Below are 17,234 nucleotides of genomic sequence, written 5' to 3' on the forward strand. Positions count from 1 at the left end.
AACCCGCCGCCAGGTATTCCCTCGACGTCAGTGGAACAGGCCCTCGGGATCGCCATGGGCGTCGAGCCACTCCTGTCGGCGCTCGAACAGTCCCGGCACCAGAGTTCGCACGCGGGCGATGAGCTCGGCGACATCGGCCGTGACGAGCTCGCCGCCGCGCACCACGACCTCGCCGGCGACCATCGTCAGGTCGACGTCCGACCCGCGCACTGCGTGCACGAGGTTGTGGTGGATGTTGGCGTAGCCGCCGGAGGGGAGGAACGGTGTCATGCGGGGCGTGTCGGTGCGCACCGCGACGAGGTCCGCTTGGAAGCCGGGCGCGATTCGGCCGAGCCGGTCGCCCTGACCGATGGCTGCGGCACCGCCGTGGGTGGCCATGTGCATGACCTGCCACGAGTCCATCGCGGCGGCATCCATCGACCGCAGCTTGCCGAGGAGCGAGGCGACCTTCATCTCCTCGAACATGTCGAGGTTGTTGTTCTCCTTCTCGCCGTCGGTGCCGAGCCCGACGTTGACCCCGGCGGCGAGCATCTCGGCGACCGGCGCCATGCCGGAGGCGAGCTTCATGTTGGAGATCGGGTTGTGCGACACGCCGACGCCGCGCTCGGCGATCAGGTCGACCTCGGACTGATCGAGCCACACCGCGTGAGCGAGCATCGCGCGGGGAGTGTCGAAGAAGCCGTGCTTGTCGAGTGCGTGCATGGGCCGCATCCCGTATCGGCTGTCGAAGTCGGCCAGTTCGACCTCGGACTCGCTGCAGTGCGTGTAGATGCCGGTGTCGAAGTGGCGCGCCATGTCGATCGCGCGCTTCTGGCCGGCCTCATCGGCGTAGAACCAGTGCTCGAGCCCCACCCAGGGCATGATGCGGCCACCGGCGGCCCCGGTCCACTCGCGCAGCATTCGCTCGTTGTCGTCGAGGGTGTCGAAGTAGTCGAAGTCCGGATGCTCGCCGACGTAGTTCACGGTCACGACGCGGTTGCCGAGCGTCTGGGCGGCGCGGGCGGCGCCATCCATGTACCGCCACATGTCGACCACGGTCGTGGTGCCCGACAGGAGGCCCTCCGCGTAGCAGAGCCACGCGGCCGCCTCGGCCTCGTCGGGCCGCAGCACGCGGTGCATCGGGTCGATGTGCAGCCGCAGCCACTCCCACACCGGCAGGTGCTCGGCGGTGCCCCGCAGCATCCCGGAATGGTGGTGGGCGTTGACCAGGCCCGGCATGAGGACGCGGTCGGTGAGGTCGACCCGCTCGGCATGCGGATGCTGCGCCGCGAGGTCGGCGGCGGCACCGACGGCGGTGATCGTGTCGCCGGAGACCAGCACGGCCGTGTCGGTCAGGACGTCGAGCGAGTCGTTCATGGTCACGACGGCGTCGGGAACCAGCAGGGTGGAGGTCATGTGCGCGCTTTCACGAGGGAAGGGGCGGCGCGACTGCGCCGCCCCCGGGAGGAAGGACTCTACTGCTCGTAGGCGACGAGGTCGGGGTTCTCGTCATACACCTCGGCCAGCAGTGACAGGTCGAACAGCGCCTCCGCGTCGATGTCGATCCCGGCCGCGGCGAGGCTGGCGAGGTTCTCCTCGACCAACGCATCCGAAATGGTGAACAGGCCGTTCTCGAGCGTCTCGTCGGTGCTGATGAGGGCGACCTGCGCCTCGGCGCCCGCGAGCGAGTGCTCCTCGTCGAGCCCGAGATCGGCGCCGTACTCCGTCATGGCCAGCTCGACGCCGACGGCGGGATCGGCGAGGGCCTCGGTCCAGCCGCGGATCTCGGCCTCGAGGAAAGCCTTCACCATCTCGCGGTCGTTCTCGATCGTCTCGTCGGTGACCGTGTAGGTCTTCGCGACGAACGGCAGGCCGTTGTCGGCGAACGCCAGGTCGACCGTGTCGTAGCCCTCCATCGCAACGGTGAGGGACTCGTTGGTGAGGTACGAGATGAAGCCGTCGACTTCACCGGTGGTCAGGGGCGATGTGTCGTACTGCACCGGCACGATCTCGACCTCATCCGCTCCGATGTCGTTCGCCAGGAGGAGTGCGTCGAAGATCGCGCGATTGGAATCCTGCACGCCGATGCGCTTGCCGATGAGGTCTTCGGGCGTCGCGATGTTTCCGGCATCGGCCAGGGAGAGGACCGAGAACGGGTTCTTCTGGAACAGTGCGCCCACGATCTTCAAGGGCGCACCCTCGCTCGCGACGACCGAGCCGATGGCGACCGCGTCGCTGATGGCGACGTCGGCGGTGCCGCTGATGAGCTCGGTGGCGCCCGAAGACGGGCCGGGTACGAGGCTGACCGTCTCGAAGCCGGCTTCGTCGTAGTAGCCCTCGGTGTCGGCGATGTACTCGCCCGAGAACTCCTCGTTCTTGATCCAGCTCAGCTGGACGGTGAGGTCGCCGAAGTCGTCGGCGGATGCGGCGGCTGTGGAGCCGGAGGTCGTGTCGGAGGTGGAGGTGCCGGAGCACGCCGAGAGGGCGAGGGCCGAGGCGGCCAACGCGGCGGCGACACCGATGCTGCGGGTGAGGAATGCCATCGATCGTCTTTCGTGGGGTGTCACAGGACACGCGGGTCGGGATGCGATCGATAGTAGATAGCTATCGTTGATAACAAATAGCGATGACGTTACGGATGTGTTTCCTGCGGTCAGCTGTCGCCGGCGTACACCAGCACGATGCGGGTGCGCCCGTTCCCCCGCACCGACCAGTGGTTTCGAAGGGCCCCGGGATGCGCGATCGCCTCACCCTCGTCGAGCTCCCACGAGCCGCGACCCTCGACCTCGACCGTGATCGATCCCTCCGCGACGTAGACGGTGAGCTCACCGTCGGACTGGTACCAGTCGCCCAGACGCTGCCCGGGCTCGAGCACGTACTCCTGCACCGTCGCCCGTCGGGCGGTGCCCGAGGACACCACGCGGTGAAATCCCGTGTCCGGATGGTCGGTGATCGGCGCCCACCCGCTGGCATCCCGTCGCGACACCGTGATCGGCTCCGGTTCCCCCGCCGCCGGGAGGAGGTGCGACGGCGACACCTCGAGCGCCGCCGCGATGCGATACAGCGATGCCAGCGACGGCATCGTCTGCCCGCTCTCCACGGTGCTGAGGAACGGCTGGCTCACGTTCGCGCTCGCCGCCAGGGCTCGCATGGAGAGCTTGCGCGCCTGGCGTGCTTCGCGGATCGCCGCGCCGAGCAGCGAGCTGATGGCCGCGTCGGAGACGGCGGGGTTCTCTGCGGCGCGGGATTCGGGCACGGCTCCACGATAGACGGCCCGTCCTCCCGGCTGTCGAGCGAGTGGAGCCCCCTGGTCGTTGAGTGAGCGGAGCCCCCCGGTCGTTGAGTGAGCGGAGCGAGTCGAAACGAGGGCGGCCTGCGTTTCGGTCTCCTCGCCCAGCGACCGGGACGGAGGCGGGGGCCGGGGTCAGCGCCAGCTGGTGAGCTTGTCGGGATTGCGCACGAGCCACACGTCCGACACGCGGTCGGCGCGCACCCCCAGCACCATGACGGTGTCGACCACCGCGTTCTCGCTGACGATGAACCCGAGTCCGTCGGCCGTTGCGATCGGGTCGACCCTCGCATCCGGGCGCTGGGTGAGCACACCCAGGATGAAACGCGCGACATTGACCGCGCCGAGCACCGGGCGCCGCGCGGCGCTGACCTTGCCGCCCCCGTCGGAGGTGAGTGTCACATCCGGATCGAGGAGCGCGACCAGCGCGTCGAAGTCGCCCAAACCGGTCGCGGCGGCGAAGGCGGCCGCGACCGCGTCATGCCGTTCGCGCGGCGCGGCGTCATCGGTGCGGGAACGCACCTTGCGTCGGGCGGAAGAGGCCAGCTGCCGCGTCGCCTCCACCGACCGTCCGACGGTCTCGGCGATCTGCGCGAACGGCAGCTCGAACACGTCATGCAGCACGAACGCCACCCGCTCGGCCGGGGTGAGCGTGTCGAGCACGACCTGCAGCGCCATGCTCACCGAGTCGTCGAGGGTGACCCGCTCGAGAGGATCCGACACCGGCGGCTCTGCCAGCGCGGGAACCGGTTCGGGGAGCCACGGCCCGACGTAGGTCTCTCGACGTGCGCGGGCAGACCCGAGCATGTCGAGGCAGATGCGCGAGGTCACCCGCATCATCCACGCCCCCGGATTCTCGATCGACGCCCGTTGCTCATTCGTCAGGCGCACCCACCGCACGAACGCATCCTCGGCATCGCTCAGGCTGCCCAGCATGCGATACGCAAGCCCCCGCAAGGCCGGCCGCTCAGCATCGAGCACGGCGGCAACATCGTCGGCGGTCATGGGCTGCCTCCCTCTGCGGCGGCGGTGGTGTCCATCATCGCCCCCTGAACAACACGACGAGGAACCGGGTGGATCTGTGAGGCTCACGTTCGTCGGGGCTACGTCGTCGATCCGGCAAGGGGCCCATCGGGGCATCCGGAACGGAGAGAGGAAGAGCATGAGAATCGCAGTCGCCGGGGGAACGGGACTCATGGGCGGGCTGGTCGTCGCCGACGCCCGCGCTCGCGGACACGAGGTCGTCGTGCTGGCGCGCTCCCGCGGCGTCGATCTGAGCACGGGCGCGGGCGTCGACGCGGCCCTGCGCGGCGCCGAAGGGGTCGTCGATGTGACGAACGTGGGAACGATGAATGCGGATGCGTCCACGGACTTCTTCGAGACGGCGACCCGCACGCTCCTCGCCGCCGAGCAGCGCGCCGGCATCGAACGGCATGTCGCGCTGTCGATCGTCGGCGTGGAGCGCGCCCCGTTCGACTACTACGCCGGCAAGCGCGCGCAGGAGATCGCCATCGAGGCCGGGCCGGTGCCGTGGACGATCCTGCGCGCGACGCAGTTCCACGAATTCGCCGAGCAGATCTACGCCACCGCGCATGCCGGGCCGCTGCACCTCGCACCGAAGATGCGTACGCAGCCGATCGCCGCGCGCGAGGTCGCGTCGCGCCTGGTCGACCTGGTGGAATCCCCCGCGCGCGGTGGCTATGTCGAGCTCGCGGGTCCCCGCGAGGAGTCGCTGGTCGACATGGTTCGCCGGTGGGCTCGCGCATCCGGGCACCGCGGGTGGATTCCGGCCGTCCCGCTGCCCGGCGGGCTCGGCAAGGCCCAGCGAGACGGCACCCTGCTGCCGAGTGCCGGGGCGGAGCTCGGCGTCGAGACCTTCGACGCCTGGCTGGAGCGCACCACGGGCTGAGCGAGGACCTCGCCGTTCACAACTCCTCAAGATCTCGGCCACGAGGGGTCGAAAAGTCCGTCCCGGGCACATCGGTGGGCGAAATTGAGGAGTTGTGAACGCGCGGAACGTCCGTCTCCGCAGATTCGGGCGCCACGAGGGAGTATGCGGTGCCGGATGGAGTGCGTTCGATCAGGCCGTGGTCGACGAGGTGGCGCCGAAGAACCGCGACATCATGCGTGACGTCGCTCAACCGGGCGTTGATCCGCTGCTCGCTCAGCACCTCGCCGGGCTTCAGGATCGACGGGGCGATCGCGGCGAGGAGCTCGCCGCGGATCGTCGCGTTCGACGGGTAGACCGCGATGCGACCCTGCTCGTCGAAGAACCGGTCGAGCCCGGCGGGTTTCGGCGTCGGCGGTGCCGAGGCCAGCAGGTCTGCGAAGACGGCGTTGCCGGCGACGAGGCGTCCGTCCTTCTCCGAGACGAGGCCGGACTGCGTCAGCACCTTCGTGATCTGGCGACGTCGCGATGGCGACAGGGAGGCCAGGGTGGTGCTCTCGACGCCGAGGATCAGCTCGGCGTAGACGCGTCGCGCCGACTCGTTGGCCAGCGCCGCGATCACCGCGCGCCATCGCCGCGGCGCGACCTCCGCGGGTCCCACCGCCCTGGGCTGCTCGCTCATCCCTCCACGGTAGGCGGTGCAGGGTTGCACGCCATGACCGCCCGCGTCCACCCCTTGTGGCGAGCATCCGATCCACGCCACGGTGGAGCGTGGACTTCATCGATGCGCTCGCGGCCTGGATGACGACTCAGCGCTGGTATGCCGGTAAAGGGCACCAGCCGCGCCTGCGGATCCTCGACGCGCAACCCGGGCCGGCCGGCAGCACCCGCTATCTCGTCATGGACGACGCCGGAACGCTGCCCACCCTCTACCACGTCCCCCTCGTGCAGGCGTCGTCGGCCGACGACGCCGACGTCATCGACCCGCGCGACGGCAGCGCCCTCGTCGATGCCGCTCGGCAGCAGGACTTCGCCATCGACACACTCGCCGAAATGGGGGTGGATGTGCGCCGCGTGACCGGCGCGCGCGTGCTCACCGGCGAACAGTCCAACACGTCCATCGTGTTCGAGGAGCGGGGTGAGCCAACGATCATCCTGAAGCTCTTCCGCACCCTTCACCACGGCGAGAATCCCGATGTGACCGTTCAGCGCGCCCTCAGCGCCGCCGGCTCGCCCTACATCCCGCGGTTCTTCGGCAGCAAGGACGCGTCATGGCCGGATGTCGGACGCGAGGCGGGCTCCGCGCACGGCACGCTCGGCTTCGCGCAGGAGTTCCTCCCGGGCGTGCGCGACGGGTGGGCGATCGCTTTGGATGCCGCCCGCGATGGCCGCGATTTCACCGACGCCGCGCGGGATCTCGCGATCGCGGTCGCCGGCGTGCATGGAGCCCTCAGCGTCACGCTGGACACCGCCGATGCCGCCCCCGACCTGGTGGCGGCCACCGGCGACACCTGGCAGCGGCGGCTGCGGATCGCGGCATCCGAGGTGCCCGCCGTCGCCGATCGGGTCGACGCCATCGACGCCGTCTACCGCGCCGCGCTCGACGAGGCGTGGCCGCGACTGCAGCGCATCCACGGCGACCTGCACCTCGGTCAGGTGCTGGCGGTGCCCGGCCGTGGCTGGCGTCTCGTCGACTTCGAGGGCGAGCCGCTGCGGCCGATGGAGGAGCGGGCGATCCCGGATCTCGCGTTGCGCGACGTCGCGGGCATGCTGCGGTCCTTCGACTACGCCGGCGCGGTCGGCGGCGGCCCCGATGCGGCGACCTGGACGGCCGATTGCCAGCGGGTCTTCATCGACGCCTACGCCACCGCCGCCGGGTCAGCCGACCTCGACGGCACGCTGCTGCGTGCGCTCGTGCTCGACAAGGCGGTCTACGAGACCATCTACGAGGCCCGCAACCGGCCCGACTGGCTGCCCGTGCCGCTCGCCGGAATCGACGCCGCGCTCACCTTCCGCGCCGCCTGAGCCGCATCCGGCACCTCCCGGGCACCGCCCGCCTGGGCACGTCCGCCCGCCTGAACGTCCGCCGCCCGGAGTCAGTCCGCCGGTTCCTCGGATGACTCCGGTGCCTCGAGCAGGAGGAACATCGCGCCGTATGCGGGCAGCGAGACCGAGAAGCTGTGCAGATCGTCGACGGTTCCGACCGACTCGCCGCTCGCCTCGTCGATCACCTCGGCGCCCGGCGTGAGGTGGTCCGAGTGCACGGTTCCCTCGGTCGGCTCGCCGGCGAAGTTCAGCACGGTCACCTGCAACGGGGCCTCGGCCTGCGGATCACCCTCGTCGAGACGGTGCACCAGCACGAGCATCCCGGCGTGGGCGACCTGGGGGATGTCGACCTGGGTCGCGGTGGCGATGCCGTGCCGCCGGCGCAGTTCGAGCACCTCACTGAGCCGCGACGCGAAGGACTCGGGGTCGTCGAGCTGCGCGGGGAGGGGCCCGTAGAGCGAGCGGGCGCGTGGCATCCCCGCCGCCGATCCGGTCGCCTTGGGGGCCACGTCGAGCAGGTCGTGTGCGCCGCGCTCGATCCACCGGGTGTCTCCGGATGCGACGAGGTCGGCGACCTCGTCGGGCGCCACGGTGAGCATCCCGGTGAGATCCCAGCCCGACAGGGCGAACACGCCCGGCTGCCACGCGTTGTACGCGCACAGCAGCAGGTGCGCGTCGCGGATCGTGGGCACGTCGGCTTCGGTGATGTCGTCGAGGCGCGCGAAGCCGCGCGTCGCGGCGATGAGGGAGGTCGTCGTGCACGCGATGCCGTTCTGCGTGAAGACCCGGTTGTAGTCCGCGGTGCCCGTGAGACTCTCGGTGAGCTCCGCCCGCACGAGTTCGGCGAGGTCGCCGCCGGTGATCTCGGCCCCGCGGAAGCGGTACTCATCGTCGGCGTGCCGGGTCGCCCAGTGCACCAGCTCGTAGGTGAGCTCGTCGTGGTTCTGCAGTCCGTGCACGAGCTGCACCGGCTCCACGCCGAGCTCGAGCGACGTCGTGAGCGCGAGGCGCAGGAACTCGGTCTGCCCGGTCGCGAGGGCATGGTGGTACCCGGGGCGACCGACGAAGTCGTAGGACAGGTCGGCACCCACCGCACCGGTGTCGCGGATGTCCTCCATGGTCAGGTTCAGCTCCTGGAAGGTGAAGCCGCCGACCTTGCGAACCATGCCGCCGATGATGTGGTTCGCCGCGTGCGAGAGCGGATGCCCCTCCGACCATGCCGGCAGCCCCTCCGCGCTCTTCTCGACGCCGAGGAAGCCGTTGGCGTCGAGGCGCAGCGCCGTCGTCCCCAGCTCGCCGAGCGAGTGGAGGGCGTCGCCGATCACCAGGCGCATGCCGGCGAACGTGGGGTCGAGCCAGTTGATCGAGGGCTGCCCCTGCTTGAAGTAGTGCAGGTAGACCCACCGCCGGGTGACGCCGTCCGGGCCGGCGACGGGTGCGGTCGCGCTCCAGTTGGTCTCCTTCACGCCCGGCGTGTAGAAGATGACGCGCTGCAGGGCGCCGATGATGTACCCGCGCTCGGCGAGCTCGTGCTCGGTCGCGGGGTCGAGGTTGACGCTGTCGACGCCGTCGGGCACGTCGGGCAGGAGCCCCCAGTCCTCCGGCTGGATCTCGACCATGTGGTAGATCCCGGGGTAATCCTTGTACCCCATCTCGGCGAGGCGGAAGTCGGCGCCCTTGCCGGTGTGACCGGGAACGATGTCGTCGATGATGCTGCCGCCGTGGCCTTCTGCCGCATCGCACAGCGCACGGAACTGGTCATCCGTTCCGAAGGTGGGGTCGATCTGCGTGCTGATGCGGTCGAAGTGACCGTCGACGCTCGGGGTGTCGACCCATCCCGCAATGCCGCCCGCGCGCTTGACCGGACCGGTGTGGATCGCCGTGATGCCGATGCGCTCGAAGGCCGCCCACAGCTGCTCCTCGCCGAGGGCGGACAGGAACGACTGCCCCGGACGGGTGATGAGCGAGATCGGATACGCCGTGAACCACACGTCGGTCGCCGCGATCGCGCGCCGCGCATCCGGTCTCGCGTAGGGGTTGCGCCACATCGCCGGCTGCCCCGACACCTCGCGTGCGAGCACATCGGCGTCGTGGAGCATCGACTGGTTCACGAGCCACTCGACGTAGCGCGGGTTGGTGCCGTTCGCGGTTCGCGGATCCGTCGCCCGGCGCCGCACGCCGCCGCGACGCAGCTGGTCGCGCGGACGCAGCCGCCGCGGACGGGCCGGATAACGCTGCTCGTCGTACGTGATCTCCGGCGGGTCGACCTCGGACTCCGCCTCGGCGAGCTCGCGCAGCCCAGGCAGATCGATGGGACCGGTGTACAGCTCCTCGGGCCGGTGCTCGTGTCGCGCCATGCGTCCAACCTACGGAGGATCCGTCGCGGAAACGAGGAGTCGACACCCTGGCGTGGACGCGGTATGGGACGGCGCGTCGCGCGGGCACGCGCTTCTCCCGTTCACAACTCCTCACGATCGACCGGATGAGGCGGTGGATGGGGCCGGAGCTGCCAGGATGACCCGGATGTGAGGAGTTGTGAACGGCGGCGGCGGGGCGGCACGGCGGGGCGGGATGGCGCGGCTCGCGCGGATGCGGCGACGACGGGCGGCGGTGGGACGGCGCGGCGGCTCGCGCGGTGTCAGGAGCCGGCGGTGTAGATGAGCGCGACGCGGGCGGAGCCGTCGCCGCGGGACTGCCAGCGGTTGCGGAGCGCTCCCGGGTGGGCGATCGCATCCCCTTCGCTCAGTTCCCACACGCCGAGGCCTTCGATCTCGAGCGCGAGGGAGCCCTCGATGACGTAGTGCACGACCTCGCCGTCGGATTCGAACCAGTCGCCGACGCGCTCGCCGGGTCTGACCAGGTACTCCTGGAGCGAGGTGACACCGGCGTGGATCACGCGGGTGTGCGCCGTGTCGGGCGCCTCGGATACCGGCACCCAGCGCGCATCGGCGGCGCGCGAGACGTGCACGACCTCGGGGTCGGGATCGGCCGGCAGCAGGGCCGACGGTGACATGTCCAGCGCGTTCGCGATGCGGTACAGCGTGATGAGCGAGGGCATCGTCTGCCCGCTCTCGATCTGGCTGAGGAACGGCTGGCTGATCTCGGCGGTCGTGGCCAGCGCCCGCATCGACAGCTTCCGCTCGGACCGGGCCTCGCGGATCGCGCGCCCGAGACGGTCGCCGATCAGTTGATCGATCGAGGCGGGCTGGTCGCTGGCGGGCACCGCCTCACCTTAGCCCGTCGCCGAATCGGGCTGCGTCAGCCGCCACACCCGCTCGCGCGTGAACGGCTGGTGGAACGGGCGCGTTCCGAGGGCCCGTGCGATCGCATTGCCGACCGCCGGGGCGACGGGGTTGTAGGGCGACTCGCTCATCGACTTCGCCCCGAACGGTCCGATCGCGTCGTGGGTCTCGGCGAAGTACACCTCGGTGTCGGGGATGTCGGCCATCTGCGGCACCCGATACGTGCGGAAGACCGGGTTCAGCACCCGGCCGTCTTCGACGAGAACCTCTTCGTAGAGCGCGCTGCCGAGCCCCTGTGCGGCACCGCCCTCGACCTGCCCGCGGCACTGCGCGGGGTTCATGACGAAGCCGGCGTCGGCGGACTGGACGCTCTGCAGCACCCGCACCGTGCCGGTCGACCGATCGACGGCGACCCGCACGGCGTGCACGTTGAAGGCGAGGGACCGGATGTCGCCGCGCTCCCACCCCTCGGCGATCAGCCCCTCCGGGCGGCGCTCGTCCTCCGTCGCCGCATCGACGAGCTCGGCGAACGACACCACGCGATCGGCGGTGACGACACCGTCGGGCGTGAGGACGGCCTCGGTCGGCGACGTGCCGGTGAGGGATGCCGCCAGTGACAGCATCCGATCTCGCAGCGCCAGGCACGCGGCGTAGAGCGCCTTGCCCGCAACCGTTGTTCCCGCCGACGCGAACGCACCGGTGTCGTGCTCGACCGCATCCGTGTCGGCCTGCCACAGCCGCACTCGGTCGCCGGGGGCGGAGTACACGTCGGCGGCGATCTGCCGGAGCACGGTCGAGGTGCCGTTGCCGAACTCGGCGGTGCCGACGCCCAGCAGGTAGGTGCCGGCCGGGGTGAGGGTGACCGTTGCGTGCGCGACGTGCCCGCGCGGGGCCATGGTCGAGATCATCGACGCCGCCATGCCCTCGCCGACCGCCCAGCCCTCGGGGGCCTCGACGCCGTTGCCGCGACGGAGCGCATCCTGCGCGAGGTCGAGGCACTGATCGAGACCGTAGCTTCCCCACGCGACGTCGTCGTGGGGGTGGTCGTCCTGCAGCTCGTCGCCCTCGCGCACGGCGTTGATGCGGCGCAGGTCGAACGGATCGATTCCGAGCTTCTCGGCGAGCATGTCCATCGCCGACTCCACCCCGAGGATCACCTGACCCAGGCCGTACCCGCGGAAGGCGCCCGAGGGGACGTTGTTCGTGTAGACCGCCTCGGCGTCGATGCGGCGGGCGGGGCAGCGGTAGAGCATCTGAGACTCGGCGACCGCGTGGAACATCACGCCGATCGCGTGGTTGCCGTACGCGCCGGTGTCGCTCAGCACGTCGATCGTCATCGCCGTCAGCTCGCCGGCCGCGGTCGCGCCGAGGCTCACCGACACGCGCATCGGATGCCGCATCGACGCCCGCTGGAACTGGTCGGTGCGCGAGAACTCGTAGGCCACGCGCCGGCCGGTGCGCAGCACGGCGAGGGCGACGAGGTCTTCGGTGAAGATCTCCTGCTTGCCGCCGAACCCGCCTCCCACGCGCGGGGCGTACACGCGCACCTTCTCGGGCTCGAGGTCGAGCACGTGGCAGAGCTCGTCGCGGGTGAGGAAGGGCACCTGGGTCGAGGACCGGATGACCAGGCGCCCATCGTCGTCCAGCCATCCGATCGCGCCGTGCGTCTCCAGCTGCGCGTGCGAGACGCGGGATGTCTGCCACGTTCCGCTCACGGTCACGGCGCTGTTCGTCAGGGCGGCCTCGGGGTCGTCGCCCACGGTCTTGTGGGCCGCGGCGACCACGTTCCGCGCCGCCTCGACGACGCGGTCCGCGGGCGTGCGGTCGGGATGCAGGAGCGGCGCGCCCGGGGCGCGAGCGGCTTCGGGCTCGAAGACGGCCGGGAGCTCGTCGTACACCACGACCACCGCGGCGACGGCCGCATCCGCTGCTGTGGCGTCCTCGGCGACGACGGCCGCGACCCGCTGGCCGATGTGGCGCACGACGTCGTCGAGCATCCGCATGTCGTCGGGATCGTCGGTGCGGTGCTCGTGCCGCCCGGAGGAGTAGCGGGTCGCGGGCGCATCCTCGTGCGTGTAGACGGCGACGACCCCCGGGATCGCGAGCGCCGCCGTCGTGTCGATCGAACGGATGCGCGCGTGCGCCACGGGCGAGGTGACGACCTTCAGCACGAGGGCGCCGGTGGTCTCGTCGTCGAACGTGTAGGGCTCCAGCCCCTGCACCACGCGCCGCGCCGCTTCCGGCTGCGTCGAGCGCCCCACGCCTGCGGCCGCGCCGGATCCTGCCACACCCGCGCCGGATCCTGCCACACCCGCGCCGGATCCTGCCACACCTGCGCCCGCGCCACCTGCATCCATGTCCCACTTTCCGTCGGTATGAGGTGCCTTTGCCGACGGTTTTCGGGACATGGAAGGGGTGGGTGTGGAAGGGGTGGTGGTGGAAGAGGTGGTGGTGGGGGGATGCGCCGCGGCTGGACCTGTCTCACGGACCGGGCCGAGGACAGCCTCGCGGATCGACGCGCGAATGGGGCGATAGCCGGTGCAGCGGCAGAGGTTCCCCTTCATCCGCCGATCGAGGTCGTCGAGATCGTGCTCGCACAGGGTGGATGCGGTCACGGCCATGCCGGGCGTGCAGAATCCGCACTGGAAGCCGAAGTTCTCGACCAGCGCCTCCTGCACCGGATGCAGCTCGTCGCCCGGGGCGAGACCGGCGGCCGTGGTGACGGTGCGGCCTTCCATGCGCGCGGCGGGGATGATGCAGGAGTGCACCGGCTCGCCGTCGAGGATCACGCTGCAGGCGCCGCAGTCGCCGGCGTCGCATCCCTTCTTCACCTCGGTGTGCCCGTGCTCGCGCAGCAGCGTGCGCAGGCACTGGCCCGGGGCGGGGTCGGCCTCGATGGCGGAGCCGTTGACGTCGAACCTCACGCGGCCTCCTCCAGCTGCGCCCGCACGCGCCGCGCCAGCTCGACGCTCACCCCGCGACGCCAGTCGGCGGCCCCCAGCGGGTCGGTGTAGTAGCCGGATGCGCCGGCGACGGCATCCGTCAGCACCTGCTCCTCGGGCAGCGTAGCGAACCGCCGCACGGTCGGCGTGGCGGTGGCGGCGGTGACGGCGAACACGCTCGTGCCGTCGGGATCGATGCGCCCGGTGACCACGGCACCGGATCGGCCGAGCTCGGCCAGCGCGATCTTGCGCAGCGCGGCACGCGACCGCAGGGCGGCGTCGGGGATCTCGATCGCGCGCAGCACATCGCCGCGTGCGAGCGAGTTCATGCCGTTGCCGGTGATGATCTCGGCGACCGGTCGGCGTCGCTCGCGGAGGGTGCCGGGTGCGTCCGGATCGGGCGACCAGATCACCGCGACCCCGTCGAGGGCGACGGTGAAGGCGACCATGCCGGCTGCCGCGAACGAGCGGCAGATGTTGCCGCCGACGGTGGCGGTGTTCCAGATCTTGAACGACGCGAGCAGCGCGTTGGCCGCGTCGACGGCCAGCGGCGCGGCGGTCCAGGCCGCGGGAGCCTCGCGCTCGGCCCAGCGCACGAGGCGCGCGATCGTGCAGGTGGCGCCGATGCGCAGGCCCTCGGCGGTGACCTCGAGGTCCGGCCAGCCCATCGCCATGAGGTCGACGAAGCCGGTCGTGGCCGGCTGCGGTTCGCTCATCAGCCAGGTTCCGCCCGCGATGACGACCTCACCCTCGGCGAGGGCGAGGTCGTCCGCCGTGCGCGCGGCACGGAAGTCGCGGATGGTCGTGATGTCCACGGGCGCCTCGGGATGTTGATCACATGAACAGGTGTGGAGAGTCAACCACCGCGGCATTACGCCGGTGTTTCGCACGCGTGAGCCGCGCATCCGTGCGCGTGCTCACGGCCGTGTCGAATGCGCGAGAACTCGCCGAGTGCACGCCCTCGAGACCGTCGCCTCCTCGTTCACTCGCCGAGAACGCGTGCACTTGCCGCACCACCGCTGCCGCCCGAGAACCCGGGCCGGTGTCAGAGCGCGAGCTCGGCGGCGGTGTCGAGGGCCGCCTCGATCGAGTGCATCCAGCCGTCCTTGAGCGCCTGCTTGGTGTCGCCGTAGACCGAGGCGCCGTCGACGAGGTTGCTGGATGCCGCGCACACCATGCCGGCACGCATCCCCCGGAGGCGGGCGACGACGTACATCGCCGAGGCCTCCATCTCCATGTTGAGGATGCCCATGCCGTTCAGCTCCGCGATCAGCTCCGGCGTCTCGGCGTAGAAGGCGTCGCTCGATGTGCTGATCCCGGTATACGCGCGCGTGCCGGCGGCCGTGGCGATCCGCTCCGCGTTCCGCTTCAGCGCGAGTGTCAGCTCGGCATCCGGCAGCGACGGGAAGCCGCGAGGGAGGTACGCATCGGTCGTGCCGTCCATTCGGTAGCTGCCTTCGCTCACGAGGAGGTCGCCGGGCGCGATGCCCGACTGCAGCCCCGCCGACGACCCGACGCGGATGACGCTCGTCACGCCCACGCGCGCGAGCTCCTCGACCGCGATGGCCGTGGAGGGGCATCCCATACCCGTCGAGGTCGCGGTGATGTGACGCCCCTTGTACCAGCCGGTCATGGTGCGGTGCTCCCGGTTGTGCGCGACCTCCCGCACGTCGGTGAGGAACTCCGCGACCAGCGGCACGCGGAACGGATCGCCCGGCAGCAGGGCGACGCTCGACACCTCACCCGGTGCGATGCCGATGTGGTACTGACGGGTGTCGAGGCCGGCTTGCGACTTGTCGACGGGAGCGGGCGTGGTGGACATGGTTCTCCTTCGGGTGCAGCGTCGGATGCGCTGGTGTCCCCGCCCTGAACCGCCCGGAATCCGGTGCTCGGCCGAGAGGCCATGGTTGATAGGACCGCGTCGCGCGGCAGGCTAGCACGAGCGCGCCGGCGACTCCGCGCCGTTCGCGCCGTGACGCGCGCGATCGCGGGTGTCGTGCAGCGGGCCCGTCGTCTCGCGGAGGGGTGCGCCCGTGCCTCCGTGTCTGGCGGCGACGATCTCCGCCAGCGCCGCGATGGCCGTCTCGTCGGGTGAGTGTCCGCCGAGGTCGAGTCCGAGGGGCATGTGGATGCGCGCGATCGCGTCTGCGGACACCCCCCGCTCGGCGAGGAGGTGCGCGCGCCGGGCGACGGTGCGGCGTGCGCCGAGCGCTCCGACGAAGCCCACCGGCAGCGTGATGGCGGTCTGCAGCGCTGGGATGTCCAGCCGCTCGTCGTGGGTGAGGACGCACACCGCCGTGCGCAGATCGACGTCTTCCGGACCTTGGTCGGCGAGGTAATCGTGGGGAGCGGCGACGACGCGTCGTGCGGCATCCGGGAATCGCTCCGCGGTGACGAGCACCTCCCACGCGTCGACGATCGTCACCGCGAACCCCGCGGCGGTCGCGATACGGCACAGCGCCGCAGCGTGCTCGCCGGCGCCGGCGATGATGAGTCGCGGGCGCGGCGCGCGACTGAGCGCGACCATCTCCGGTGGGGTGAGCGTTTCGGATGCCGGCCGCTCACAGGCCGGGTCGGTGGAGGCGGCGTCGACGGCGGGATCCAGGCGCCGGCTCTCGCGGAGGAGGGCTGCGCGGGCGAGGTCGGCCTCGAGCGCGGCGGGGAGTCCCGAGGCGTCGTGGGACGCATACGCGCGTCCCGCGTCGGGCCCGGTGGTGATCAGGCCCACGGTGATCGCACGGTCGGCGTCCTCGCGCTCCAGCACGTCGGCAACGACGGGGTCGTCGACGGCGATGGGGTAGGCGAGCACGTCGATGCGGCCACCGCACGCGAGCCCCGCTGCCGGAGCGTCGCGGTCGGGCAGGCCGTATGTCGCGCGATGGGCCGATCCGGTCGCCAGCGCGAGACGGGCGAGCACGACGGCATCGGCCTCGACGCATCCGCCCGAGATCGAGCCGATCACCTCGCCCTCGACGGTGACCGCCATCGACGCCCCGACGCCGCGCGGCGCGCTGCCGGGAACTCCGATCACCGTGGCGACGCCCAGGCGCTCGCCGGCGCGCAGGCGGCGGTGCGCCTCGGATCCCAAGCCCAGCATGCCGTCACGCTACCCCCGTCGTGTTTCCGGCGCGCTACGCTTCCACGCCATGGGAGACCGCGCCGTGCCGATCGTCGGGCTCGTCCTCGCCGCCGGTGCCGGCACGCGATTCGGCGCTCCCAAGGGCCTGGCGCGAGACGCGGCGGGAACCCCATGGCTCGTGCGGGCGGTGCAGGCCCTGAGCCGAGGAGGGTGCGACCGCGTGCTCGTCGCGGTCGGCGCGCGAGGCGACGAGGTCGCGGGCCTCGTGCCGGCGGGGGCCGAAGTCGTGCACGTCGCCGACTGGGCGGCCGGCCTGTCGGCCACCTTGCGCGCGGGCCTCGTTGCGGCGAACGGCGCGGCGGTGGGCGGCGTGACGGCGCCCGGGGTGACGGCGGGCGGGGTGGCGGCCGTCGTGGTGCTGCCGGTCGACGTGCCCGACGCGCCAGCAGCCGCGGTGCGTCGGGTGATCGACGCCGCGGGAACGGACGTCGCCGGCGCCCTGGTGCAGGCGTCTTACGCCGGAGCCCCGGGTCATCCGGTGCTGCTCGGCGGCCGCCACCTGGATGAGATCGCCCAGCAGGTCGCGGGCGATGACGGCGCCCGCGCCTACCTGCGAGCCCACGCCGTCACGCGCGTCGACTGCGGCGACCTCTGGTCGGGCGCCGACATCGACACCCCCTGACCCGCCGCCACGTCCCGCGCGGCGCTACGTCCCGCGCGACGCCGCATCCCGTATCGAGCCGCGCTGCCGTGAACAACGCAGGAGATT

At 71.2% G+C, this 17,234-nt stretch carries 14 protein-coding genes; 3 read left to right on the top strand and 11 right to left on the bottom strand.

Annotated elements, in window-relative coordinates:
* Nucleotides 1-27: 27 nt before the first annotated feature.
* The 4 genes from B3S45_RS03765 to sigJ form a co-directional block, all read right to left on the bottom strand.
* On the bottom strand, nucleotides 28-1,395 hold the full coding sequence (locus tag B3S45_RS03765; RefSeq protein WP_194384292.1) for an amidohydrolase family protein: 1,368 nt from the start codon (nucleotides 1,393-1,395) through the stop codon (nucleotides 28-30).
* Between the two features lie 59 nt (nucleotides 1,396-1,454).
* Nucleotides 1,455-2,522, bottom strand: coding sequence for an ABC transporter substrate-binding protein (locus B3S45_RS03770; RefSeq protein WP_286717475.1), 1,068 nt, complete (start codon nucleotides 2,520-2,522; stop codon nucleotides 1,455-1,457).
* 110 nt (nucleotides 2,523-2,632) lie between these two features.
* Nucleotides 2,633-3,235: a helix-turn-helix domain-containing protein gene (locus tag B3S45_RS03775; protein WP_286717477.1), complete on the bottom strand. Its 603-nt coding sequence runs from the start codon at nucleotides 3,233-3,235 to the stop codon at nucleotides 2,633-2,635.
* 168 nt (nucleotides 3,236-3,403) lie between these two features.
* The gene (gene sigJ, locus B3S45_RS03780; protein WP_286717479.1) at nucleotides 3,404-4,273 is read right to left on the bottom strand and encodes an RNA polymerase sigma factor SigJ; all 870 of its coding nucleotides are present in this window, start codon (nucleotides 4,271-4,273) and stop codon (nucleotides 3,404-3,406) included.
* Between the two features lie 157 nt (nucleotides 4,274-4,430).
* Between sigJ and B3S45_RS03785 the strand changes: the two genes are divergently transcribed.
* Nucleotides 4,431-5,177: an SDR family oxidoreductase gene (locus B3S45_RS03785; RefSeq protein WP_286717481.1), complete on the top strand. Its 747-nt coding sequence runs from the start codon at nucleotides 4,431-4,433 to the stop codon at nucleotides 5,175-5,177.
* A gap of 16 nt (nucleotides 5,178-5,193) precedes the next feature.
* Here the strand turns inward: B3S45_RS03785 and B3S45_RS03790 are convergent, their stop codons facing one another.
* Nucleotides 5,194-5,838 carry a DUF2087 domain-containing protein gene (locus tag B3S45_RS03790; RefSeq protein WP_194384297.1) on the bottom strand — a complete coding sequence of 215 codons (645 nt, stop codon included), beginning with the start codon at nucleotides 5,836-5,838 and terminating at the stop codon, nucleotides 5,194-5,196.
* 89 nt (nucleotides 5,839-5,927) lie between these two features.
* On the opposite strand from B3S45_RS03790, the gene B3S45_RS03795 reads away from it, so the two are divergent.
* Nucleotides 5,928-7,181, top strand: a complete 1,254-nt coding sequence (locus tag B3S45_RS03795; protein WP_286717483.1) for a maltokinase N-terminal cap-like domain-containing protein — start codon at nucleotides 5,928-5,930, stop codon at nucleotides 7,179-7,181.
* Nucleotides 7,182-7,252: 71 nt separating this feature from the next.
* On the opposite strand, the gene treS is transcribed toward B3S45_RS03795, so the two are convergent.
* From treS to B3S45_RS03825, 6 genes are all read right to left on the bottom strand, one after another.
* A complete protein-coding gene (gene treS, locus B3S45_RS03800; protein ID WP_286717485.1) occupies nucleotides 7,253-9,559 on the bottom strand; it encodes a maltose alpha-D-glucosyltransferase in 2,307 nt (768 codons plus the stop codon).
* A gap of 281 nt (nucleotides 9,560-9,840) precedes the next feature.
* Nucleotides 9,841-10,425, bottom strand: a complete 585-nt coding sequence (locus B3S45_RS03805) for a helix-turn-helix domain-containing protein (RefSeq protein ID WP_286717487.1) — start codon at nucleotides 10,423-10,425, stop codon at nucleotides 9,841-9,843.
* A 9-nt stretch (nucleotides 10,426-10,434) separates the two neighbouring features.
* Nucleotides 10,435-13,368 (bottom strand): molybdopterin-dependent oxidoreductase, encoded by a 2,934-nt coding sequence (locus B3S45_RS03810; protein ID WP_286717488.1) that lies wholly within the window; start codon nucleotides 13,366-13,368, stop codon nucleotides 10,435-10,437.
* The gene (locus B3S45_RS03815; RefSeq protein WP_286717490.1) at nucleotides 13,365-14,201 is read right to left on the bottom strand and encodes an FAD binding domain-containing protein; all 837 of its coding nucleotides are present in this window, start codon (nucleotides 14,199-14,201) and stop codon (nucleotides 13,365-13,367) included. Before B3S45_RS03815 ends, B3S45_RS03810 begins: the two co-directional genes overlap by 4 nt.
* A 230-nt stretch (nucleotides 14,202-14,431) precedes the next feature.
* On the bottom strand, nucleotides 14,432-15,208 hold the full coding sequence (locus tag B3S45_RS03820; RefSeq protein WP_286717492.1) for a nucleoside phosphorylase: 777 nt from the start codon (nucleotides 15,206-15,208) through the stop codon (nucleotides 14,432-14,434).
* Between the two features lie 111 nt (nucleotides 15,209-15,319).
* Entirely contained in the window at nucleotides 15,320-16,483 is a 1,164-nt protein-coding gene (locus B3S45_RS03825) for an XdhC family protein (RefSeq protein WP_286717493.1), read from the bottom strand.
* A 49-nt stretch (nucleotides 16,484-16,532) separates the two neighbouring features.
* Here B3S45_RS03825 and B3S45_RS03830 point away from each other — a divergent pair, with 49 nt between their 5' ends.
* Nucleotides 16,533-17,147: a nucleotidyltransferase family protein gene (locus B3S45_RS03830; RefSeq protein WP_228480891.1), complete on the top strand. Its 615-nt coding sequence runs from the start codon at nucleotides 16,533-16,535 to the stop codon at nucleotides 17,145-17,147.
* Nucleotides 17,148-17,234 lie beyond the last annotated feature (87 nt).

It is taken from the genome of Microbacterium sp. UBA1612 (genome assembly GCF_002321605.1).
Taxonomy (GTDB): Bacteria; Actinomycetota; Actinomycetes; order Actinomycetales; family Microbacteriaceae; genus Microbacterium; species Microbacterium luteum.